This window comes from Acidobacteriota bacterium, from assembly GCA_034211275.1.
Taxonomy (GTDB): Bacteria; Acidobacteriota; Thermoanaerobaculia; order Multivoradales; family JAHZIX01; genus JAGQSE01.
This window is the reverse complement of sequence record JAXHTF010000039.1, coordinates 1-22497: the sequence shown is the minus strand read 5'-3', so window position 1 is coordinate 22497 and position 22497 is coordinate 1. Positions and strand designations below refer to the sequence as shown.

Genomic DNA, 22497 nt, shown 5'->3' with positions numbered 1-22497 from the left:
GCAACCCTTTCCATGAGATGACCGGTCGAAATCAGCCGGCGCTGGGAACTCCCTCGACCCCGTCTTCCCGCAGAGCCAGGAGCTCGGTGACCGTGGGTTCGGCCGGCAACCGCCGGGACGAACGAGTAAAGACGCGGATGTAGTTGTCGGTCATGCCCCGCCACCAGCCGTCCCGCCGGCTCTCCCACACCACCTCCTCCCGGCGTCCCAGGTGTCGTCGCCGGAAGGTCTCGTGGGACGCCTCCGCCACCTCCAACATGCGCGCCACCCGCCGCTTCTTCTCCTGCGGACTCACCTGGCCGGGCAGGGCGTCGGCGGAGGTGCCGCGGCGCTGGGAATAGGGGAAGACGTGGATCTTGGCGAAGTGCTGCGCCTCGGTGAAGGCCAGGCTGTCCTCGAACTCTTCCTCCGTCTCGCCGGGGAAGCCGACGATGACGTCGGTGGTCACTCCCAGCCCGGGTACCGCCCGCCGGGCGGATGCGAGCACCTCCGCGTAGCCTTCGGCGGTGTAGGGACGGCGCATGCGGCGCAGGGTCGCTGAACAACCGCTCTGGAGCGACATGTGGAGGTGGCGGCAGAGGCGGGGATCCTGCCACAGCTCCAAGAGCCGTGGATCGAGCTGCCAGGGGGCGATGGAGGTCAGCCGCAGCCGCGGCACGGAGGTTTGCTCCAGGAGCGCCTGCACCAAGTCGGCGAGGCGCGCCGAGCCGTCGCGGTAGGCGGAGATCTGCACGCCGGTGATCACCACCTCCTGATAGCCGGCCCGCCCCAGGCCGTCCACCTCTTCCACACACTCCTCCACCGACCGGCTGTGCTGGCGGCCACGGGTGAAGGGGATGATGCAGAACGAACAGCGCATATTGCAGCCGTCCTCCACCTTCACCAGCCCGCGGCTGTTGCCGAATTCGAGAGGGCCGAAGGGCAGGCTCGGAGACTCTTCGGAGGCCCCGTCGAGGGACTCCGGGGCCCCAGGCTCCAAGAGCGGTTCGAAGCTCTCCTCCACCAGCTCCAGCAGGCGATCCTTCTGGTCGTTGGGCACCAGCAGATCCACCTCTTCCAAGGCCGCCTCCTGGCCGTCCGGATCGCTGGCGTAGCAGCCGGTGAGGACGGTGCGCAGATCGGGGTTCTTGCGCCGCCCCTGGCGCACCGTCTTGCGCGAGGTCCGCGCCGCCAAGTGGGTGACGGTGCAGGAGTTGATCACCTGCACGTCGGCGGCCTCCACCGAAGCCACCACCTGATGCCCGGCGGCAGTAAACCGCCGGGCCAGGTGCTCCAGCTCCGCCTGGTTGAGCTTGCAGCCGAGGTTGGTGAAGAAGACCCGCATAGCCCGCCGATGTTACCCGAGGGCCATGGCGAACGAAATCCCTTCCAGCGCCTGCGCAGAGGCTGTGAAAGAGCCCCCGACTACAGCTCAGGTCCTAGAAGCGACCGAGCAGCAGGCTCGACTCACGGCACGCCGATGTAGTTGTGCCGCCGCGACGCGAAGGAGTCCATGTAGAAGGTGCCGGTGGTGCCGGCGTCGAGGCCGCCGACCACTCCGAAGCGCACGAAGTCCACCTCGCCGTCGTCGAAGTCGAGGCCGGTGAGGGTGTCCTGGAGCACGCCGTCCACCCACAGGCGCAGCACGCCGTCGGAGGCGTTGGTGGAGGTGGCCTTGAGCCATTCCACCTCGAGGATCACGGGATCGGTCCCGAGATCGATCCAGGCGGTCTTGGACCAGCTGTTGTCGTCGTTGTGCCCCTTGGCCAACAGATAGTAGGTGCCGTCGGCACCGCGGAAGACGAGGGTCAGCAGCCGCCGGGACGGAGTGCTGGAGAACGCGGTGAGGAGTTTGTGGCGCTTGTTCTGCACCATCGTCAGGGAGTTGGGATCGAGACTGAAGCGCACGCGGTAATGCTCCTCGGCGTTGGGGCTCTCGTCCACCACATAATGCTGGTTCAGATCGTTGACGGTGACCTCCAGGCCCAGGCTGCCCTCGAGGGCCGCAGCGGCAGTGACCGCCAGATCCTCGCCGCCGGTGGAGCTGGCCCACTGGCCCAGGTCGCCGCCCTCGAACGTGTCGTCGAAGAGCGCGTCGGCGGCGCTGGTGTCGGTGAGGCGGTAGATCTCGCCGCCACCGTAGTTGGCGACGTAGACCTCGCCGTCCTCGTCCTCACCGAAGGTGGTGATGTTGAACGGCGCGTTGAGCTGATAGCGCTCGAGCCAGTCCCCGTTCTGATCCGGAGTGGCACCCCAAATCTCGCCGGTGCAGTAATCGGCGTAGAAGTAGTAGCCCTGGAGATTGGGATAGTCGCTGCCCCGGTAGCGGAAGCCCCCGGTGACCGAGCAGCGGCCGGAGCTGTGGCCGTATTGGAGGATCGGATATTCCAGGTTCCCGGTGTCGCAGCCGGTGGAAGGGTTGAAGCATTGGGTGCCCTCCATGCGGCGCCAGCCGTAATTCTCCCCGCCAGCGCTGCCGCCGGGCTGGAAGTCGATCTCCTCAATGGCGCCCTGACCGACATCGGCGATGAAGAGATCGCCGGTCAGCGAGTCGAAGCTGAAGCGCCACGGGTTGCGCAAGCCGTAAGCCCAGATCTCGTCCAAGGCGCTGGCGTTGCCGACGAAGGGGTTGCTGGCGGGAATGGCGTAGTCGCGGTCGGGATCGCCGGGAAAATCGTCGCCATCGACGTCGATGCGCAGGATCTTGCCCAGCTGGGTGGTCAGAGTCTGACCGGAGTTGAGGGGATCCCCCCCGCTGCCACCATCGCCCAGGCCAATGTACAGGTAGCCGTCGGGGCCGAAGGCGATCTGGCCTCCGTTGTGGTTGGTGAAGGGCTGACTCTGGGTCAGGATGATGTCACCGCTGGCCCCGTTGGCGACGTTGGGATCACTGCTGGAGACCTCGTACTCGGCGACGACGGTGTCGTTGCCGTTGTCGGTATAGTGCACATAGAACAGGCCGTTGGTCGCATAGTTGGGATGGAAGGCCAGCCCCAGCAATCCCCGTTCTCCGCAGCAGGAGGTGAGGGGAGAGATGTCGAGGAAGGGCGTGGCCAGCAGGGTCGAGCCGGTCCAGATGCGAATCTCGCCCTCCTGCTGCACGATGAACAACCGGCCCGAGCCATCGCCGGCGTTGGCCATGGAGATGGGGCCGGCGACGCCGTCGGTGACCAGCTGGAGCACCAGGTTGGGAGTGCGCTGGGCTTCCTGATTTTGCGCCCAGGCGGTGCTTGCGGAGGCGACGAGGGCCAGAATCAAGAGACCGAGGAAACCGAAACGCCACCCGCCGGCGCGGCGGGAGTCGGAGTTTGAGAAGCGGGGAATCGAAGTCATGAGAGTTCCTCCTTGGTTGGCAGGCCTTCTAGGCCGAGCCTGACCACTGCAGTCGAATTTTCCGGAGGGGGGACCGGCCGATGAAGCATGCATACATTAGCATAAGCGTGGAAGAGGTCGAGGGGGAGTCGAGATGGCGATGAAGCAACAGGTCGAGGACGGAATCCTATGGCGCCGGTGGGAGCCGGAGAGCCCAGCTCCCCAAAGCCCAGCTCATCGTGGCCCAGCTCTCCGCGGAACCGTGTTGTTGATCCACGGATTGGGAGAATCCGGCCTCAGCTTCGAGGTTTTGGCGGCTCGTCTCGCCGCCGGCGGCTGGAGAGCCCTGGTGCCGGACCTGCCGGGCTACGGTAAGACCGCCTGGCGGCAGGAGCCCCAGACTCTACCCCAGGCCGCCGCCGAACTGGCCCGCTGGCTGGAGAAGTATGTCCGAGAGACTCCTCAGCTAGGCCCGGTGGTGGTCCTGGGCCACTCCATGGGTGGTGTGGTGGGGACGATGTTGGCAGAAGAGCTCCCCCAACCCGTGGCAGCGCTGGTCAACGTGGAGGGCAACATCTCCTTCGACGACTGCGGATTCAGCAGCCGCATCGCCCGCTATCTTCCAGAGGAATTTCCCGAGGCTCCTTTCCTCCGGTTGCTGCAGGCGGTCTACCGCGAGAGCCAGGACGACCTCCAGGAGGCGCTGCGCACCTATTTCGTCAGCATGAGCCTGTGCGACCCGCGGCAACTCTACCGCCACGCGGTGGAGCTGGTGGAGCTTTCCCGCGCCGAGCAGCTGGCAGAGCGCCTGGCCCGGCTCCCCATGCCGCAGATCTACCTGCTGGGAGATCCCCGCGGCACCGGAGCTCACTCGCGGTCCCTCCTGGAGGCCGCCGGCATCCCCTGGCGGGCCATCGCCGACGCCGGCCACTGGCCGTTTCTCGATCAGCCGGAGGCTTTTGCTAGCGAGCTGTGGGGCTTTCTGGAGGCTTTGGACAGCGATTCGGGAGACTGACAGCAGCTACGGATTGTGGCTGCGGCAGACCAGCCGCCAGCGATTCGCCGGCACCGCCAGAGCGCCGACGTAGCCGTCGGCGGGCTCCAGGTGATACATGGTCCACTGCGCCGCCTTCGCCGGATCTCCCTCGGCGCTGATCATCCGCGCCTCATCCTCCGGCGCGAGGGTGACGTCGAAGCGGTCCAAAGGCATGGAGAGCCCGTCGCCGGTGGCCTTGATGTAGGCCTCCTTGCGCGTCCAGCAGTTGAAGAAGGCGTCGGATTTGCGCTCCGGCGGAATCCGCCGCAGGGTGTCTCGCTCGGAAATGGAGAAGAAGCGCTCGGCGATTTGCTCGGCATCGGGCATGGGCCGCAGATGCTCCACGTCGATGCCCAGCTCCCGCTCCAAGGTCAGGCCGTAGAGTGCCAGCTCCTCCGAGTGGGAGAGATTGAAGGCCAACCGGCCGCCGCCCCACCGAGGCTCCAGAGACGGTTTGCCCTTGTCGCCATAGTGAAAGGTCAGCTGCTCCGGCGGCGCGCTCAAATAGGCCCCGAGCAGCTCCCGCAGGACGCCCCGGCCGACGATGAAACGCCGCCGGTGGCGCTCGAAGCGGAAGCGGTAAGCGCGGTCGAGCTCGTCCTGGGCCAGAAGCTTCTCCAGCCGCTGCACCCGCTCTTGGGGCGGCGCCAGGGGCACCGCCCACACGTGCAGCTCGCCCTCCGCCAGCTCCAGCTCCTGCGGATCCAGCCGCTCCACCGGGGGAAAGCGCAGGCTCACACGAAACGCCCCTGGAGCCGAGCCAAGACCGGCATCAGGTCCTGGGCCACGGCGGCGATGAGGTCGCCGCGGGCGGGGCCGTGGAGAAAGAAGTGGTCGCCCTCGAACATACGCAGCTTGAAGGCGCCGCGGGTGCGTTCCCGCCAAGCTTCCAGCGCCTCCCGCTCCACCTTGTCGTCGGAGAGCCCGCCGTAGGCCGAGAGGGCCACCGGCAGCGGATCACTGGCCTCGTACTCGTAGGTCTCGCAGAGGGTAAAGTCGGCGCGTAGCACCGGCAGCAGCAACTCCATCAGCTCGGGATGCTCGAGCACCGCCTCCGGCGTGCCGTTGAGCTTGCGTAGCTCGGCCTTGAACTCGTCGTCCGGCAGATCGTAGATGGGCGGCTCGTCGTCCGGCACCTGGGGAGCCCGCCGGCCGGAGAGCAACAAGCGCACCGGCAGCGAGCGGCCGTCCCGGCGCAGACGCACCGTCAGCTCATAGCTCAACAGCGCGCCCATGCTGTGGCCGAAGAACGCGAAGGGCATGTCCATGAAGGGCTCCAGGGCCCCCGGCAGCACGTCCAGCACGGCCTCGACGCTATTCAGCCGATCCTCCCGCAGGCGGCTCTCCCGCCCCGGCAGCTGCACCGGGCAGACCTCGATTTCCGGCGGCAGCTCGGCCTGCCAACCTCGAAAGGCGGAAGCGGCACCGCCGGCGTAGTGCAGGCAGAACAGGCGCAGGCGGGCTTGGGGATTGGGCTTGCGGTAAGCGATCCAGCGGTTGGCGGCAGTATTTGTGGTCATAACAGGCTAGGTCTCGTCGCTGAGGTGGTCACCCATGAGAGAACTCATGAACGAAGGGAAAAGGCGGCTACAGCCACCCGTGATCAAAGCTAGATCATACCGCGAAGCGCTTTTCTGCCCGCGGCGCCCGGATGGATCCACCGCAGGAAGTCAGGACGACCGGCTCCGCGGCTCCGGATCCTCGTCCTCATCGGGCTCCCGGGCGGCGGCCATTTCGCGCAGATAACGCAGCCAACGGCAGTACCCCTTGAGCATCTCGCCGAAGGCCTGCTCCTCTTCCTCTTGTAGCTCGGAAGAGGCACCGAAAATCGCTGCCAGGTCGAAGTGCAGCGGCGGCATGGAAGGCCGGCCGCTCCCGCGCACCACCGGGGGCGGCAGAGCAGACCGCGGGGCCGGCGGCGCGTCGGGATCCGGCGGAGGGTCGCCGGGTAGGGGACCTTCGAGAACGTCCACCAGCTCCCGCAACGTGAAGCCCATGGCCTGGAGAATCTTGTCCAGACTTCCCAGAGCCGGAAGCTTCTTGCCGTTCTCATAACCGCTGAGCATGGAGCCGGTAATCCCGGCCCGCTCGGCGACGTCGCGCTGGCGGAGATTTCTTTGGTTCCGAAGATAGCGGAGAGCGAGACCTAGGCGATCCGGACGCAGCATGCAACAACTCCAGTGTCTCGCCCACGGTCAAGGATAGAGTAAGACGACTCGCCTGGCAACAAAATTACCGCCTGAGTTACGCCATAGGCGATTTTCTCGCCGAGGCCCGGAACGCCCCCCGATGTCCCGCCCCCCGCCGACCCCCGCCCCGGCGCTCTGCCACAGCAGCGATCGCTCCTCCCCACCGTGAGTCCGCATCTCCATCGGAGAGTGCGCTAAACTCCATGGACCATGCCCGAACGCCATGCTGGCGAAAGAACGTCAGCTCTCCATCTTCAGGTCTTGGACCATCCCTCCAGGCACCGTCGTTCCAGCGGCCGGCCCGACGCTGGAAGATCTTCGCCGGACCCCGGAGCGAAACCCGAGGCCCCCTGCCATGTTCCCGCCGGGGGTGCTGGCCACCGATGAGCGAGACTCCCGAGCAGCCCCCCGAACACATCGGGCGATACCGCATCGTCAACCGGCTGGGCGCCGGCGGTATGGGCGCTGTTTTCAAGGCCTACGACGAACAGCTCGACCGCTGGGTGGCGCTGAAGAAGATCCATCCGGAGAACGCGGAGGATCAGCGAGCCCGGGAACGCCTGCGTCGCGAAGCCCGCGCCGCCGCCGGTCTCAAGCATCCGGCCATCGTCGGGATCTACGACATCCTCGACGCCCAGGGCAGCGATTGGATCATCATGGAGCTGGTGGACGGGGACACCCTGGCCCACCGGCTGGAGGAAGGATCCCTCGATCTGGCCCAGGGATTGCGCCTCGCCCACGAGATCAGCGAGGGTCTCGCCGAAGCCCACGACAAGGGCATCGTGCACCGCGACCTGAAGGCCGAGAACATCATCGTCACCCCCGGCGGCCACGCCAAGATTCTCGACTTCGGGCTGGCCAAGAAGCTCTGGCATGACAGCTCCGAGCCGACTCTCTCCCTCGAGGGCAAGGTCTTGGGGACGGTGCGCAGCATGTCCCCGGAGCAGGCTCTGGGAGGCAAGCTGGACCACCGCTCGGACCTCTTCTCCCTGGGCACCCTGCTCTACGAGGCGGTCACCGGCAACTCCCCATTCCTCGGCGCCTCTCCGGTGGAGACGCTCACCCGGGTGTGCACCCTGCCCCAGCCCCCCGCCCGGGAGGTCAATCCGGAGCTCCCGCAGAAGCTTTCGGACCTCATCGAGAGGTTGCTGCAGAAGGATCCGGAGAAGCGCCCCGCCAACGCCCGCACGGTCTCTTCGGAGCTGGAGGAGATCCTCCGGGACCTAGGCAGCTTCAGCCCCGCTCTCGCCCGCACCACCGGCGCCACCGGCGCCCACACCGGCCTGCCACCGACGGTGATCGACAAATCGCTAGCGGAGCATCTCTCCTCCTCCGACGCTCCCACCGTACAGAGGCCCATTCCCGCCGTCCGCCCCAACACGACGACGACCGGAGGGCGTGGACGGCGCTGGTTGGTGGTGGTGCTGGCACTGATCGTTCTCGCCGCGGCAGGCTGGTTTACCCGGTCGCTCTGGCAACCGGAGATGCCGCCGGTCTATGTGGCGGTGATGCCCACTCAGTTAGAAGCCGCAGACGACGTACCCGAGGCCCATCTGCTGCCTTCGGGCATTCGCACCGCCGTGAACAACAGCCTTCTTTCGTTGCGCGGTATCTCACCGGTCTCCCCCGAGCATGTCGAGTCCTTACAAGGCTCGCCAGCGGAGATCGCAAGAAGCGTGGCGGCGGGCGAGTACCTCACCTCCAAGCTCGTTTGCCGCTTCCGCTCCTGCCAGGCAACGCTCTCGCGAGTGGATACCGAGACCGGGCAGCTGAAGGGGCAACCCAAGAGTTTCGAAGTCCCTGCCGACGATCCCTATGCCTTGGCCCGTGCGGTGACTCTGCACTTGAATCGTCTCTACCCGGAACATCCTCCCCGCAATCCGAACCTCGTGCTGGACGTACGGGAGGAGGACTACGAACAGTATCTCCGCTTGCGCCGAGCCTATGATCAGCGCGGCTCCGCAATGTCAGACCGCGAGATTGCTCAAGAAGCTGCGGAGATCCGCCGAGAGTCCCCTCGCTTCTTGGAAGCCTATCTTTTGGAAGCGGACGCCTATCTGCGCATTCACGAGCTCGACCGCACGGAAGCCGACTTGGATCTCGCCCTACAACGTTTAGAAGAGGCCTCCAGGCTGGTTCCCGACGACCCTAATCTTCTTCAGAGGAAATTCAATGCGTTCCTCGAGGGAGGTCGCCTCGAAGAGGCTCAGCACGTCGTCGATAGGATGGAAAGCATAACGCCTGGGGATACCGAGAATCTGGTCAATCGTGCTCGGCTACTCGGTGCCCGTCAGGAACATGATCGAGCCCTTCAGCTGATGCGCCGTGCCGCGGAGCAACGCCCATCTTGGAGCATCCTGAGCCGACTGTCCTTCATGGAAGCAGAACAGGGGCACGTGCACCGCGCTCGAGAACTCCTGGAAGCGATTCTGTCTCGGGATGAAGACAACAGCCAAGCGCTCTCGCGACTGGCGCAGCTAGAGCTGGAGTTCGGCGACATCGCAAGATCCGCGGAGATCTATCAGCAGCTTATCGGCTCCGGAGAGTCGATGACCAACTACTACTCCAACCTCGGCCTTGCGCTGATGCTGCAGGGAGACTACGAAGGAGCTATGGAACCCTTTCTCCAGGCCGTCGAGGTAAGCCCACAGAGCCCCGCTGATCGCCTCAACCTGGCAGACACACTGAAGCTTCTAGGTCACCCGGACGAGAGCCGGGAAGAATACGCCAAGGCACTCGGACTCTGCGATCAAGAACCGCAACCCGACCATCCCGCGGTGCTGACCATTCGAGCCCAAGCACTGGCTCATCTGGGCCGAGAATCTGAAGCGGTGGATGCGGTACGGAGCGCTCTACAGCAGGCACCGAAGAATCCCGGCGTGCTGTTCGAGAGTTCACTGGTCTACGCGCTGGTAGGTGAGCACTTCTCGGCGATCAGCTGTGCTGAGCAGGCTCTGGACGCCGGGTACCAGAAACGCTGGTACGAGCTACCTTGGTTCGATTCCCTGCGAAAGGTGTCCGGTTTTCGGGTTCTGTTCGAAGCTCAGCCCTCCCCATCCTCGAACAACGGGGAGGGCTGAGGAAAGCTCAAACGAAAGCCACCAACCAAGCCTAGGCCATCCGCGCAGCCACGTTAGTTCGCGCGAGAAATCTTCTAACCACCCCCGCCGCCACCACCACCCCCGCCACCACCGGTGGGATCGTTTCGCACTGCCGGATCCGAGCAAACATTGGTCCCGTTGTTGTTGACACAGACCAAGAAGGCGAAGACCCCGGCGGTCGCCTCGTGACAGTCATTCTCGATCTCGATCACCTTCTCGCTCACCGGAGTAACGGTCATATGCGGGGGCTCCGACATGGCTTCTTTCGAAGCGGTGACCCACTTGATGGGCGGGCTGGCCCAGGTCGCTCCCTCGACCGTTAGGGCGATCGTGCAGACCCCAATTCCCTGGACCAGGATCTCCTCGGTATTGGGATCGATATCCCCGCTGTAGGAAAAGCTCTCGTTGGAGGGATTGAAGGACACGGTCACCGACATGTCCGGAAGTGGATCGGTGCTTTGTCGAATGGGCATGAGTTGGACCTCCTGGCCGGCATAAAGCCGAAAACCGGGTTGGGAGAAGAATCGAGTAGACGACCGGCGCGAACTCTCCAAGGACCTCGACGGAACCAATAGCCCGACCGTCGATCTACCGTCCTACATAAATAGGACTCCAAATACACTCCCTTGAATTCTATCACCTTCACATATCTCGCTCAAAAACATTGACGACCAGACGGTATTTTTGCCTATTTATATTTCGGAACAAAAAAGAAAAACCGGACCGCGCCGAGGCTCGAGAAAGAGCCTCGGTACGATCCGGGAATTCCGGCGCCGAAGAGTGAGAAAGGGGCAGGCTAGCCGCGGTCGGTGAGGGCCCGAAAGGCGGAGCTGGCAGCGATGCGGCGGACCTGGCGGCGATGGTGCTCGAAGTGGTCGGCGAGGAAGTCGAGGAAGGCCAGACTGTCGAGAGGACCGGCGAAAGGATGGAGGAAGCGCAGCTCTCGGGCCTGCTCCGGGGACAGCCCCTCCAGCCAGGCGCCGAAGTCCTGGCGCACCTCGATCCAGCGGCTATCGACCTCCGCCAGGGTCAGCTCGTCCTCCGGCAGCACGTGCCGGGAGGGAGCCTTGATCTTGATGCCCATGCCCAACACTAGCTTCACTCCCCAGCGGCCGATGCGCTGGCGGAGATTCGGCGGCCGCAGCACCGAGTGGGTGTCTTTGTAGCGCAGGAAGGCCTGCTCCACCATCATCAGATGCTGGGCCACCTGGCGCATGCACCAGGCGTCGGGCTCGGGGGCTTGCTCAACGGCCTCCCGGGGGTAGGCGGCCAGCTCCTCCATCAAGGCCCGGCGGTCATCCTCGAGGCGGTTGAAGCGACGTTCTAGCTCGGGCAGCATGGTTTCGCTCCCTCAGCGGTGGATCAATCCCAGCTCAGGGAAGCCCCGGACTGGTACTCGGTGACCCGGGTCTCGAAGAAGTTCTTCTCCTTCGACAGATCGGTGGACTGAGACATCCAGGGGAGCGGATTGTGGCGGCCGTAGACCCGCGGCAGCCCGATGCGCTCCAGGCGGCGGTCGGCGATGTACTCCACGTACTCTCCGAATTGCTCGGCGTTGATGCCCAGCAAGCCGTTGGGGCAGGCGTCGAAAGCGTAGCGCTGCTCCAGGGCCACCGACTGGGTGATCAGGTCCACCAGCTCGTCCTGGAACTCCTGGGACCAGACCTCCGGATTCTCCGCCTTGATGGTGTTGATCAGGTCGCAGCCGAAAGCCAGGTGCAGGCTCTCGTCGCGCATGATGTATTCGAATTGCTCGCCGATGCCGATCATCTTGTTCTGCCGCTTGAGGGCCAGCATCATGGCGAAGCCGGCGTAGAAGAAGATCCCTTCCATGATCACGTAGAAGCCCACCAGGTCGCGGACGAACTGGCGCACATTCTCCGTCCCCTCGGTGGTGAACCCAGGATCGAGCACCGAGCGGGTGATGTCCACCACGAATTGATCCTTCTCGCGGATCGACGGGATGGTCAGGTACATGTTGTAGATCTCGTCCGGATCCAGCCCCAGGGTGTCGCAGCAGTAGATGAAGGTGTCGGTGTGCACCGCCTCCTCGAAGGCCTGGCGCAGCAAGTATTGGCGGGCCTCGGGATTGGTGACGTGGTTGTAGACCGCCAGCACGATGTTGTTGGCGGTGAGGGACTCGGCGGTGGAGAAGAAACCGAGGTTCCACAGGATCAACCGGCGTTCGTCGTCATTGAGAACGCGGGCGGACTTCCACTGCTCGACATCCTTCTGCATGGACACTTCTTCCGGCGTCCAATTGTTGGCGATGCCGTCCTTGTAGTGCTGCCGCGCCCACTTGTAGGTCATGGGCAGAATCTTGTTGGGATCGGTCTTGGAGCTATTGATGATGGGCATGATCGGGGGACCTCCGGGACGCCGCCCCGAGGCGCGGAAAGCGAGCTCGGGGCGGGCGGTCAACTGATTTCCAAAGAATCACTGTCTTCAAAAGAACACCGTGCTCGAGAGAGACACGGTCTTTCAAAGAACCTGAACGAATGGCCTATTGGCAAGCCTCACATTCCGGGTCGTCGATGCGGCAAAGCTGAGGCTCCGGTTTCTTCGCTCCCGACCGCGGCGCCTCCTGCCCGCCCCCCTGGGGGCCCGAATCCGGCGCCGAAGGCATCAGAGAGGGAGCGCTGCGGCGACCGACGCCAGCAGACGGGGTGCCAGCAGACGGGGTGCCAGAAGACGGGGTGCCAGAAGACGGGGTGGCCGCCGGGACGGCGGGGCTTGGAGCCTCAGCGGCAGCCGGCACCGCGGCAGCAGGGGCCGTAGCGGGCACCGCCGCCGGCGGCGAGGCGGCCGTGGCGGCGTACTCGCGCTTCTGGGTGTAGCCGTATTTGGACGCGTCCAGGGTCGACTTCTCGATCTGGGTCGCGCCCAGGGAGCGCAGGTAGTAGGTGGTCTTCAGGCCGAAACGCCAGGCGGCGACATAGGTGTCGTGGAGCTTCTTGCCCGAAACACCCTTGATGAAGACGTTGTGGGATTGGCTCTGGTCGATCCACTTGCCGCGGGCGGCGGTGAGCTTGAGGCACCACACGGGATCGATCTCGAAGGCCTCGCGGTACTTCTCCTTCAGATCGTCCGGGATCTCCTGGATCTGGGAGATGTTGCCGTCGTAGTACTTGAGCTTGTCGAGCATCTCCTCGTCCCACAGCCCCAGCACCTTGAGGTCCTCCACCAGGTAGGAGTTGACGATGGTGAACTCGCCGCTGATATTGGCCTTGACGTAGATGTTCTTGTAGATCGGCTCGATGCACGGGAAGCAGCCGGAGATGTTGGAGATGGTGGCGGTGGGGGCCACCGCCATGGTGTTGGAGTTGCGCATGCCGTGCTGGCGCACATGATCGCGCACCGGCTCCCAATCCATGCGCTGGGCCCGGGAGATCTCCACCGGCACGCCGCGCTCCTCCTCCAGCAGATCCAGGGTGTCGAGGGGGAAGATGCCCCGATCCCACTTCGAACCCTGGTAGGAGGGATAGGGCTCCCGCTCCGCCGCCAGCTCCGAAGAGGCCAGGATGGCGTAGTAGGAGATCACCTCCTGCGTCTCGTCCGCCAGCTCCAGCGCGCGCTGCGAGGAGAACGGCACGTTGAGCTTGAACAGGGCATCCTGGAAGCCCATCACGCCGAGGCCGATGGGGCGATGCTTGAGGTTCGAGTTGCGCGCCTCCTGGGTGGGATAGAAGTTGATGTCGATGACGTTGTCGAGCATGCGGATGGCGGTGCGCACTGTGCTCGCCAGCATCTCCCGATCCATGCCGTCCGCGGTGAAGTGGCGGGCCAGATTCACCGATCCCAGGTTGCACACCGCGGTCTCTTCCGCCGAGGTGTTGAGGGTGATCTCGGTGCACAGGTTGGAGCTGTGGATGACCCCCACGTGGTCCTGGGGCGAGCGTACGTTGCAGGCGTCCTTGAAGGTGATCCAGGGATGACCGGTCTCGAAGAGCATGGTGAGCATCTTGCGCCATAGCTGCACCGCCGAGACGGTCTTCCACAGGGTCATCTCACCGCGCTTGGCCCGCGCTTCGTACTCGATGTAGCGCTCCTCGAAGCGGCGGCCGTAGATGTGGTGCAGGTCCGGCACCTCGTCGGGGGAGAAGAGGGTCCACTCACCGTCCTCCAGCACCCGCTTCATGAACAGGTCCGGAATCCAGTTGGAGGTGTTCATGTCGTGGGTGCGGCGGCGCTCGTCGCCGGTGTTCTTGCGCAGATCGAGGAAGTCCTCGATGTCCAGGTGCCAGGTTTCGAGGTAGGCGCAAGTGGCCCCCCGGCGCTTGCCGCTGCGATTGATCGCCATGGTGACGTCGTTGGCGATCTTGAGGAACGGGATGACGCCCTGGCTCTCCACGTTGGTGGTCTTGATGGGGGAACCGGTGGCGCGAATGTTGGACCAGTCGTTGCCGATGCCGCCGGACCACTTGGAAAGCTGGGAGTTGTCCCCCAGGGACTTGAAGATGTGCTTCAGGTCGTCGTCGATGGTGGTCAGGTAGCAGGACGAGAGCTGCGGGTGCTGGGTGCCGGAGTGGAAGAGGGTGGGCGTCGAGGCCACGTAGCGCAGCTGGGAGAGGAGCTCGTAGAACTCCAGGGCCCGCTGTTCCGGCTCCGGCTCGTTGATCGCCAAGCCCATGGCGACGCGCATCCAAAAATGCTGAGGCAGCTCGAGGATGCGGTCGTCCTTGCGCATCAGATAGCGCTCGGAGAGGGTCTGGATGCCGAGGTAGTGGAAGAGCTCGTCGCGCTCCGGACGCAGATGGGCGGTGATCCGCTCGAGATCGAATTCCAGCAGCTTGGGGTTGTAGAGGCCGGCTTCGACGCCGGAGCGCAGCACCTCGACGAAAGCACCGCGATAGGCCGATTCCAGCTCCTCGCCGTGCAGCGAACGCCGCAGGTGATCGCGGTAGAGCTTGCGCAGCAACAGCCGGGCGGCGAGGTAGCTATAAGCCGGGTCGCGCTCGATGAACGCCGCCGCCGCCATCACCATGGCCTGGGAGATGCGGCCGGTGGGAATCTCGTCGTAGACGTTGTTGACCACTTCCCGGACCACGGGATCGACGTCCGGGACGTCGATCCCGGGCATCGAGCCCAGAGCCTCCGCCGCCGCCAGCACCGCGTCGTGCACGTATTTGACGTTGAATAGAACGGTGCGGCCGTCGTCGCGCTTGACCGTCAGCTTGCCCAGCCGGGCACTCTCGATGGCCCGCCGCTTGGCCTCCAGACGCACCTTCTGGCGCTCCGCCCGGTACAGGATGTAGGCCTTGGCGATCTCGTAGAGGCCCTGGCGCACCAGGTGCTTCTCGACGATGTCCTGAATGTTCTCGACGTTCGGGTAGAACTCGTTGAATCGATTGTCTACCTCGTCGGTGATGTCGTCGACGATCTGGTCGAGACTGGCATCCGGCACTTCCGTGCCGAGGGCGGCCACCGCTCTGACGATGGCGTTGCGAATTCGGTCCGAGTCGAAACCGACCACCTCTCCCGTACGCTTGACGACCTTGAGCGCTCGCATAGGCTGAACTACCTCTCCTGCTAGACACGCCGATGGCCTCCACCGGCGCATGAAAACTGAGCGCACCGATGCTCCATCGGTGCCGGAAACCCTTAGAACGAACTGGCCGGCGGAACCGGCTCGAGCCGTCGCTGCCGACGGCTCCGGGCTACCCCTTCCTTCGGGGCTCCAGACCACGGGACTTCCTGCTGGGCCTCGAGAACCATCTCGAGGCCGGGCGCTCGCGACTCATCCACCCGATCCGCCAGTGCCGAAGTTGGGCCGTCAGGGGGGCCCTTCGGGTTGGCAGGCTGGGGGATGGTCATCACGGTAAAAGAAAGCTCCAAATTCGCTCTTCAGGCGTGCAGCTGAAGACAGCCCGCCGGCCGAAAACATCCGCGAATCGCCGCCGCGGAAAGCCTCGGATCAGCAGGCTGGGGCCGCCGTTGTCCCTTATAGCGACATATCGAACAACCTACAAGATGTAGGTGCCCCTGTCAAGCCGGCCCCTATATTTAGTATCACCCCAAAGCCGCGGCGGGAAGCCTGTTCAGCCCGCCCAGCCCCTCCGCGGGGCCTCGCCGGGGCGAGGAAACGGGCGCGCAGCAAGGACTTGCGGAGACGCCGGAAACGATGTGAATTTTTTCTCTGAATCGGGCGGCGGGAAAGTGTGCGAGTCAGCTCTCGGGAGGAGGCACCAGGGACCCTTCCGGTAGCGCCTCTTCCAGCGCGGTGGTAGCGCTGGCCACGGCCTCGGGATCGGTGCCGTCGACGGTGAGCTTGACCCGATAGTGGCGCTCATTCCACACCGGATAGCTGCCGATGGCCACCCGCGGGTGGTCCGCCACCAACCGATCCAGCAGGTCCGCCACCTCGGCCTCGTCACAACGGGTGTAGATGGCGCGGCTGATGAAGGCCTCGCCGGCCCCCAACCAATCCCGCAGGATGGGCATCTTCATGCGGAAGACCTCCGGCAGCCCCGGCAGCACGTAGACGTTGTCCACCACCACCGCCGGCCAGCGGGCGTTGCCGGAGCGCACCAGCTGGAAGCCCTCCGGAAGATCCGCCATGCGCAGGTGGCGCTCGGTGCAGCGGGAGCCGAAGTAGCGTTCCAGCAGCCCCGCCAGCTCCAAGGACCGCACCAGCGGGCGATCGAAGGAGCGGGCCACCGCCTGCACCGTCACATCGTCGTGGGTGGGACCGACGCCGCCGCTGGTGAACACCAGGTCGTGGCTCTCCCGCAGCTCGGTCAGGTCGCGGGCGATGACCTCCACCTGGTCGGCACAGATCACCACCCGCTGCAGGCGCACACCGAGGGCGAAGAGCTCCTTGGCCAACACCGAGACGTTCTCCTCCTGCACCTTGCCGGTGAGAATCTCGTTACCGATGATCAGCGCTGCAGCGGTCCTGCCCATGACCTTTGATCATACGACAGGCATTTCCGGCGTGGCGCGCCTCGCCCCCTTGCCGCAGCGCGGCGGCCCCGGCGAAGAGGACGACAATTTCTTGACACATTGCGGCATGGCCTCCTACGATGGCAGATGGGCAGGCCTTTCGGCGATAGACCCTGTCGAACAACCTCTTCCGAGGCCGCTCATCCGCACTTCGACTCGAATCAGGAGACTTTTTCCATGGCTGATCCAATGACCCATTCCGGCGCCTCCGGCGCCCTCCAACTGACTTTTGAAAACGGCATCGCTTGGCTGGTGATGGACGATCCGGAGAAGAAGGTCAACACAGTCTCGACCCGGGTCATGGAACAGATCGATCCGCTCCTCGATCGCCTGGAGGCGAATCCCCCCCGGGGGCTGGTGCTGATTTCCGGTAAGAAGGACAGTTTCGTCGCCGGTGCGGACATCGAGGAGCTCCAGGAGCTTTCCGACGCCGAGTCGGTGCGGGCCATGCTGCAGCGGGGCCACGCCCTCTGCCAGCGCATCCACAAGCTGCCCTTCCCCACCGTCGCCGCCATCCACGGCGCCTGTCTGGGCGGCGGCCTGGAGCTAGCGCTGGCCTGCGACCTGCGGGTGGCGACGGACCACGGCAAGACCAAGCTCGGCCTGCCGGAAGTGCAGCTGGGCCTCTTTCCGGGCCTCGGCGGTACCCAGCGGCTACCGCGGCTCATCGGCGTCGCCGACTCCCTGCCCCTGATCCTCACCGGCAAACAGGTTCAGGCCAAGAAGGCCAAGCGCCTGGGGATGGTGGACGCCGTCTGCCATCCGGCGGACCTGCGCACCGCCGCGGTGCAGCTGGTGGAGCAGGGCAAGGAGCAGGGCCACAACAAGGGCAAGCGTTCCCTGGCCAGCCGCGCCACCAACGTCGTGGCGGCGCTGCCGGTGGCCCGGTCGATGATCTTCGGCAAGGCCCGGGAGGGGGTGATGGAGAAGACCGGCGGCCACTACCCGGCGCCGCTGAAGGCCATCGAGGTCATCGAGCAGGGGCTCAACCTGCCGCTGGAGGAGGCTCTGGACCTGGAAGCCCAGGCCTTCTCCCAGCTGGTGGTGAGCGACGAGGCGAAGAACCTCATGGGCATCTTCTTCATGAAGAACGACGTCGAGGCCCGCGCCGCCGCCCTGGCCAAGCAGAGCGATCGGGACATCTCTCACCTCGGCGTGTTAGGAGCCGGCTTCATGGGCTCCGGCATCGCCCAGGTGCTCGCCTACAAGGACGTGCGGGTGGAGCTCAAGGATCGCGATTGGGAGAGCGTCGGCCGCGGCCTCAAGCATTGCCGAGACCTCTTCCAGGGGTTGGTCAAGCGGCGCAAGATGAAGCCGGTGGACCTGACCCTCGCCATGAGCCGCATCCACGGCACCGTCGACTATTCGAGCTTCAGCCGGTTGAACTTCGTCGTCGAGGCGGTGTTCGAGGACGTCGACATCAAGCACAAGGTGATCCAGCAAACGGAGGAAGTGGCCGGTGACGACCTGATCTTCGCCTCCAACACCTCCACCATCCCCATCGCCCGCCTCGCCGAGGGCAGCAGCCGGCCGCAGAATGTGGTGGGCATGCACTTCTTCAGCCCGGTGCACAAGATGCAGCTGGTGGAGGTCATCCGCCACCCCGGCACCTCCGACGAGGCGGTGGCGGTAACCGTCCAGGTCGCCCAGCGCATGGGCAAGACAGTGGTGGTGGTCAACGACGGTCCGGGCTTCTTCACCACCCGCGTCCTCGCCCCCTTCCTCAACGAGGCCTCGTGGATTCTCAAGCAGGGCGCCACCGTCGAACAGATCGACAAGGCCCTCACCGGCTGGGGCTTCCCCGTCGGCCCCATGGCCCTCATCGACGAGGTGGGCATCGACATTGGCGGCCACGTCAGCCAGGTGCTCCAGGAGTATTTCGGCGACCGCATCCAGCCGCCCCAACTCTTCGACCGCCTGCTCGACGACGGCCGCACCGGCCGCAAGGGCGGCAAAGGCTTCTATCGCTACGAGAAGGGCAAGAAGAAGGGCGTCGATTCTTCGGTCTACGAGCTCCTGGACTGGTCCGAGGCGGAGCCGGCGATCCCGGACCAGGAGATCATCGAGCGCTGCTGGATGCAGATGCTCAACGAGACCGCCTACTGCATGGAGGACAGCGTCATCGAGAACCCGGTGGACGTGGACATCTCGGTGATCTTCGGCTTCGGCTTCCCGCCGTTCCGGGGCGGCCTGCTCAAGGAGGCGGACCGCCAGGGCCTGGCCTACATCGTCGAGCGCCTGGACCACTACGCCGACCAATACGGCGAACGCCTCCGCCCCGCCCAGCTGCTGCGGGACATGGCCGCCAAGGGCGAGACGTTTCACCAGGACTGAGGGTCGAGCTACTCCTCCCCCAGCTGCGCCCGCACCAGCCGCGCGTAGACGCCGCCGGCCGCCAATAGGTCCCGGTGGCGGCCTTGCTCGGCCAGCCTGCCGGCCTCCAGAACCAGAATGCGGTCCGCCTTCTGCACCGTGCTCAGCCGGTGGGCGATGACCACGCGGGTGCAGTCCAGAGCCTCCAGGCGCCGTTGGATGCGCTCCTCGGTGACCGCGTCGAGGGCGCTGGTGGCCTCGTCGAGGATCAGCACCGCCGGCTGCTGAATCAGCGCCCGAGCCAAAGCCAGGCGCTGGCGCTGACCGCCGGAGAGGGAAGCGCCGTTCTCCGACAACAGGGTGTCGTAACCCATGGGCAGGGCCTCGATCTCGGCGTCGATCTCTGCCATGCGGGCGACCTCCCGGACGCGCTCCAGGGGTAGCCCGGGATCGGCGGCGGCGATGTTGGAGCGAATGCTGGAGGCGAAGAGGAACGGATTCTGCGGCACGATGCCCAGCTGCCGGCGCACGGAGCGGAAATCCAGGGCCTCCAGCGACACACCGTCGTAGAGCACCCGCCCCTCCTCCGGCCGATAGAGGGCGCTGAGCAGGTGGGCGAGGGTCGACTTGCCGGCCCCCGACGGACCCACCACGGCCACCATCTCCCCCGCCTCGATTTCCACTGACAGATCCTGGATCACCCGCTCGGCCCGGGGCGAGTAGCGGAAGCTCACCCCCTCCAAGGCCACCGCGCCCTGGAGCTCCCGGGCCCGCTGAGCGGTGCCCCGGTCCTGTTCCTTGGGCGCCTGCATCACATCGTCCAGACGCTCCAGGTAGCACTGCATCAGCTGCAGCTGAAAGGCGGTGTTCATCAGGCTCGCCAAAGGCTGGAGGAAGGCGACGCCGAGGGTCACCAACGCCAACATGGAGCCCAGGCTGAGGGAGCCCTGAAGCACCAGCGCGCCGCCGGCCAAAAGGATGAGCAGCGGTGAGGCGAGGGTCAGGCTGGCGCCCAAGGAGTCCACCCAGGCGCTGAGCCGGCCGCGGGCCAAGGCGACGTTGAGCTCGTCGACGAAGAGGTTGGACCAGCTCTCCACCGCCCGCTGCTCACCGCCGGTGGCTTTCAAGGTCTCGATGCCCTGGAGGATCTGCACCTGGTAGCTGCGGGAGCGCGCCTCGGTGTGCAGGGCGTCGGACATGAGCTCCCGGTAGCGGCGGTGGGTGAGCAGGAAGAGGGCCACCCGCACCAAGCCAAGGACCAACACCAACAGGCCCATCTGCGGACTGGCCACCAACAGCAAGACCAACAACAGGCTCACCATGACCCCGTCCAGAACGGTGGACAGGGCCCCACCGGTGAGCATCTCGCGCACCGTGCTGTTGCTGTTGAGGCGCATCAACAAGTCGCCGGAGGCGCGCTCCTGAAAGAAGGCATAGGGAAGATCGACCAGGTGCTCCAAGAAGTCGAGGGTCATCCGCGCGTCGAGGCGGGTGCGCAAATGCAGCAGCAGATGCCCGCGGACCAGCGAGGACAGAAAATGGAAGCCCACCACCAGCGCGATGCCCACCGCCACCAACGCCAACAGGCTGGCGTCCCGCCGCGGCACCACCCGATCCACCAGCACCCCGGTGAGCACCGGAATGGCGAGGACGAAGCCCTGCACCAAGACCGAGGTCACGATCAGCCGCCCCAGCAGCCCCGACTCGCCCAGGAGCTTCACTAGATAGCGCCAGATTCCCCGCCGGATGCGGCCGCCGGGCTCGAAGTCCTCGCCGGGCTCGAGGACCAGCGCAACGCCGGTGAACTCCTTGCTCAGGGTCTCCCAGCCCACCGTGCGGCGCCCCGCCCCCGGATCCACCAGCCGCGCTTTCCGGCCCTGCAGACGGTCGAGGACGACGAAGTGGTTGAAGCCCCAATGCAGGATGCTGCCCGTCGGCAGCAGCTGGAGATCCTCGATCTTCTCGACCTTGACCCCGCGACCTCGCAGCCCGAGCCAGCGAGCGGTCTCCAGCAGCGCCAGGGCGTCGGCACCGCGGTTGCCACCACCGGCCACCTGGCGCAGCTCGTCCAGCGGCATGATCTTGCCGTGGTAGGCCAGCACCATGGCCAGACAGGCGGGGCCGCAATCCGTACCGGTGGTCTGATGCACCAAGGGAATGCGCCGCCGGCGCCGGGGAAAGCCCAGCCGGGCCAGCGCCGGGAAGCGGTCGCGCAGCGAGGCGCCGGATTCGGCCTCAGCCATCCTCGGACCTCACCGGAGCCAGCGCCGGCACCAGAGTCTGGAGAATGGACTGGGAACCGAGGACGATCTCTCCCCGGCCCGGCAATCCGTCGAAGAGGCGAGTTCCCGGCGGCGGGCAGATCGCCGCCCGCACCACCGCTACCGGCCCCGCACCGGCCTCGATCTTCGCCAGAGCAGCCTCGGTTCCGCCGAGGGCTTCAGCTCCGCCGGGGTCTGCGGCCTCCCCCGCCGCGATCTGCCGAGGCCACCACGCCCGCGGCTCTACCTCCCCAATGACCAGGGAGAACGGCGTCTCCGCCACCCCCTCGACGTCCAGCCACAGAGGCATTCCCGGCTCGAGCCGCGGCAGGAAGCGCGCCGGCACCAGCACCGTCGCCATCCATCGGGCCGGCACTGGGTCGGTGGTACCGCAGGTCAGCCGCGGGTCCCCCGCACCGGCCCGCTGCACTACCGCCACACCGGCGGCGGTCTCCTCGACCTTCCCCAAAGCCGCAAAGACCAGCCCCGCCGCGACGCTGAGCACCAGGAGCGGATACGCCCAGCGCATCCAGCGCGGGGACAAGCGCAGCGGATCACCCCGTCCCTCGAGACCGGCGTTGTGGACCTCCAGCGCTTCGCGACGGTACAGCCCCGGCCGGGAGGGCGGCGGTGAGGGTGGGGTCGATGGGGTTGAATCGGGCATTGGGCGTCTGCGTCGAGGAGGTTTTGCGATAGAGATTGCTCAACGTAGCAGCGACGTGAAGAGCAGGTCAAGACTGCCTCGGACGAAGCCTCAGGGAGCGGATCCGTCACCAAAAGACTCGTTGCAGGCCTTGACAAAATCCGCGTGCGCACTAAAGTTATCGCACTCATGATAACCACAGGCGAAGCGATCAAGACGACGAGCACCCCCCGCCGGCCTCCCCTCGTCGTCGCTACCTGTGCCCCTCGAGGGGCTTCCCAGCTGCCTGTCTCTCCGCCTCTTGCCTTCGATCCCATCTCTTCTTTCGATTCTTTTTCCACACCTGCCTCGGCAGCATCCGATTTCGTCGTCCCTTTCCATCGTGGGAAGGGCATCTTTCATCCATCCTTTTGTGAGGAGGACATTTCATGAAGAAGCAAGACATCATCCGCGCCTGGAAGGACGAAGAGTTCCGCCTGAGCCTCAACGACGAGCAGCGGGCTCAGCTGCCGCAGAACCCCGCCGGCGTTATCGAGCTCGCCGACGACGAGCTCCGTTCGGTGGCCGGCGGCGACTCTTGCCGTTGTTTCTGTCCGGACATGGTCTTCCCCCTGTCCCCTGAGATATAGCTTCGAGCCTCAGCAAGGACTCGCCTTTGCCAGACAGCGCGCCATTCAAGAAGCAGGTGGAGAATTTGTCGTCTTCCTCGACGATGATAATT

Annotated in this window: 16 protein-coding genes and 1 pseudogene; 5 read left to right on the top strand and 12 right to left on the bottom strand. The window is 65.4% G+C overall.

Annotated features, from left to right (window positions below):
* Positions 1-31: 31 nt before the first annotated feature.
* Complete coding sequence (gene mtaB, locus SX243_08880; protein ID MDY7093070.1) at positions 32-1324, bottom strand: tRNA (N(6)-L-threonylcarbamoyladenosine(37)-C(2))-methylthiotransferase MtaB; 1293 nt, start codon at positions 1322-1324, stop codon at positions 32-34.
* A 122-nt stretch (positions 1325-1446) separates the two neighbouring features.
* Entirely contained in the window at positions 1447-3312 is a 1866-nt protein-coding gene (locus SX243_08875) for a PQQ-dependent sugar dehydrogenase (GenBank protein ID MDY7093069.1), read from the bottom strand.
* Positions 3313-3451: 139 nt separating this feature from the next.
* Between SX243_08875 and SX243_08870 the strand changes: the two genes are divergently transcribed.
* A complete protein-coding gene (locus SX243_08870; GenBank protein ID MDY7093068.1) occupies positions 3452-4306 on the top strand; it encodes an alpha/beta fold hydrolase in 855 nt (284 codons plus the stop codon).
* Positions 4307-4312: 6 nt separating this feature from the next.
* On the opposite strand, the gene SX243_08865 is transcribed toward SX243_08870, so the two are convergent.
* The 3 genes from SX243_08865 to SX243_08855 form a co-directional block, all read right to left on the bottom strand.
* Positions 4313-5065, bottom strand: coding sequence for a 4'-phosphopantetheinyl transferase superfamily protein (locus SX243_08865; GenBank protein MDY7093067.1), 753 nt, complete (start codon positions 5063-5065; stop codon positions 4313-4315).
* Entirely contained in the window at positions 5062-5847 is a 786-nt protein-coding gene (locus SX243_08860; protein ID MDY7093066.1) for a thioesterase domain-containing protein, read from the bottom strand. The genes SX243_08865 and SX243_08860 overlap by 4 nt, the downstream gene beginning before the upstream one ends.
* A 150-nt stretch (positions 5848-5997) precedes the next feature.
* Complete coding sequence (locus SX243_08855) at positions 5998-6495, bottom strand: helix-turn-helix transcriptional regulator (protein MDY7093065.1); 498 nt, start codon at positions 6493-6495, stop codon at positions 5998-6000.
* A 404-nt stretch (positions 6496-6899) separates the two neighbouring features.
* Between SX243_08855 and SX243_08850 the strand changes: the two genes are divergently transcribed.
* Entirely contained in the window at positions 6900-9596 is a 2697-nt protein-coding gene (locus tag SX243_08850) for a tetratricopeptide repeat protein (GenBank protein MDY7093064.1), read from the top strand.
* 74 nt (positions 9597-9670) lie between these two features.
* Here SX243_08850 and SX243_08845 read toward each other — a convergent pair whose 3' ends face one another.
* The 5 genes from SX243_08845 to SX243_08825 all read right to left on the bottom strand — a co-directional run bounded on the left by SX243_08845 (position 9671) and on the right by SX243_08825 (position 16520).
* Positions 9671-10090 carry a hypothetical protein gene (locus tag SX243_08845; protein MDY7093063.1) on the bottom strand — a complete coding sequence of 140 codons (420 nt, stop codon included), beginning with the start codon at positions 10088-10090 and terminating at the stop codon, positions 9671-9673.
* 323 nt (positions 10091-10413) lie between these two features.
* Positions 10414-10956, bottom strand: coding sequence for a DinB family protein (locus SX243_08840; GenBank protein MDY7093062.1), 543 nt, complete (start codon positions 10954-10956; stop codon positions 10414-10416).
* A 23-nt stretch (positions 10957-10979) separates the two neighbouring features.
* Positions 10980-11975, bottom strand: coding sequence for a ribonucleotide-diphosphate reductase subunit beta (locus SX243_08835; protein MDY7093061.1), 996 nt, complete (start codon positions 11973-11975; stop codon positions 10980-10982).
* 145 nt (positions 11976-12120) lie between these two features.
* The gene (locus tag SX243_08830; GenBank protein MDY7093060.1) at positions 12121-15126 is read right to left on the bottom strand and encodes a ribonucleoside-diphosphate reductase subunit alpha; all 3006 of its coding nucleotides are present in this window, start codon (positions 15124-15126) and stop codon (positions 12121-12123) included.
* Positions 15127-15782: 656 nt separating this feature from the next.
* On the bottom strand, positions 15783-16520 hold the full coding sequence (locus SX243_08825) for a competence/damage-inducible protein A (GenBank protein ID MDY7093059.1): 738 nt from the start codon (positions 16518-16520) through the stop codon (positions 15783-15785).
* A gap of 216 nt (positions 16521-16736) precedes the next feature.
* On the opposite strand from SX243_08825, the gene SX243_08820 reads away from it, so the two are divergent.
* The gene (locus SX243_08820) at positions 16737-18893 is read left to right on the top strand and encodes a 3-hydroxyacyl-CoA dehydrogenase NAD-binding domain-containing protein (protein ID MDY7093058.1); all 2157 of its coding nucleotides are present in this window, start codon (positions 16737-16739) and stop codon (positions 18891-18893) included.
* A gap of 8 nt (positions 18894-18901) precedes the next feature.
* Here the strand turns inward: SX243_08820 and SX243_08815 are convergent, their stop codons facing one another.
* Positions 18902-21115 carry a peptidase domain-containing ABC transporter gene (locus tag SX243_08815; protein MDY7093057.1) on the bottom strand — a complete coding sequence of 738 codons (2214 nt, stop codon included), beginning with the start codon at positions 21113-21115 and terminating at the stop codon, positions 18902-18904.
* Positions 21108-21797 carry a hypothetical protein gene (locus SX243_08810; protein MDY7093056.1) on the bottom strand — a complete coding sequence of 230 codons (690 nt, stop codon included), beginning with the start codon at positions 21795-21797 and terminating at the stop codon, positions 21108-21110. The genes SX243_08815 and SX243_08810 overlap by 8 nt, the downstream gene beginning before the upstream one ends.
* Positions 21798-22204: 407 nt before the next feature.
* On the opposite strand from SX243_08810, the gene SX243_08805 reads away from it, so the two are divergent.
* Positions 22205-22405, top strand: a complete 201-nt coding sequence (locus tag SX243_08805) for a mersacidin/lichenicidin family type 2 lantibiotic (GenBank protein MDY7093055.1) — start codon at positions 22205-22207, stop codon at positions 22403-22405.
* Positions 22392-22497: pseudogene (locus SX243_08800) on the top strand (glycosyl transferase). The gene SX243_08805 and the pseudogene SX243_08800 overlap by 14 nt, the downstream one beginning before the upstream one ends.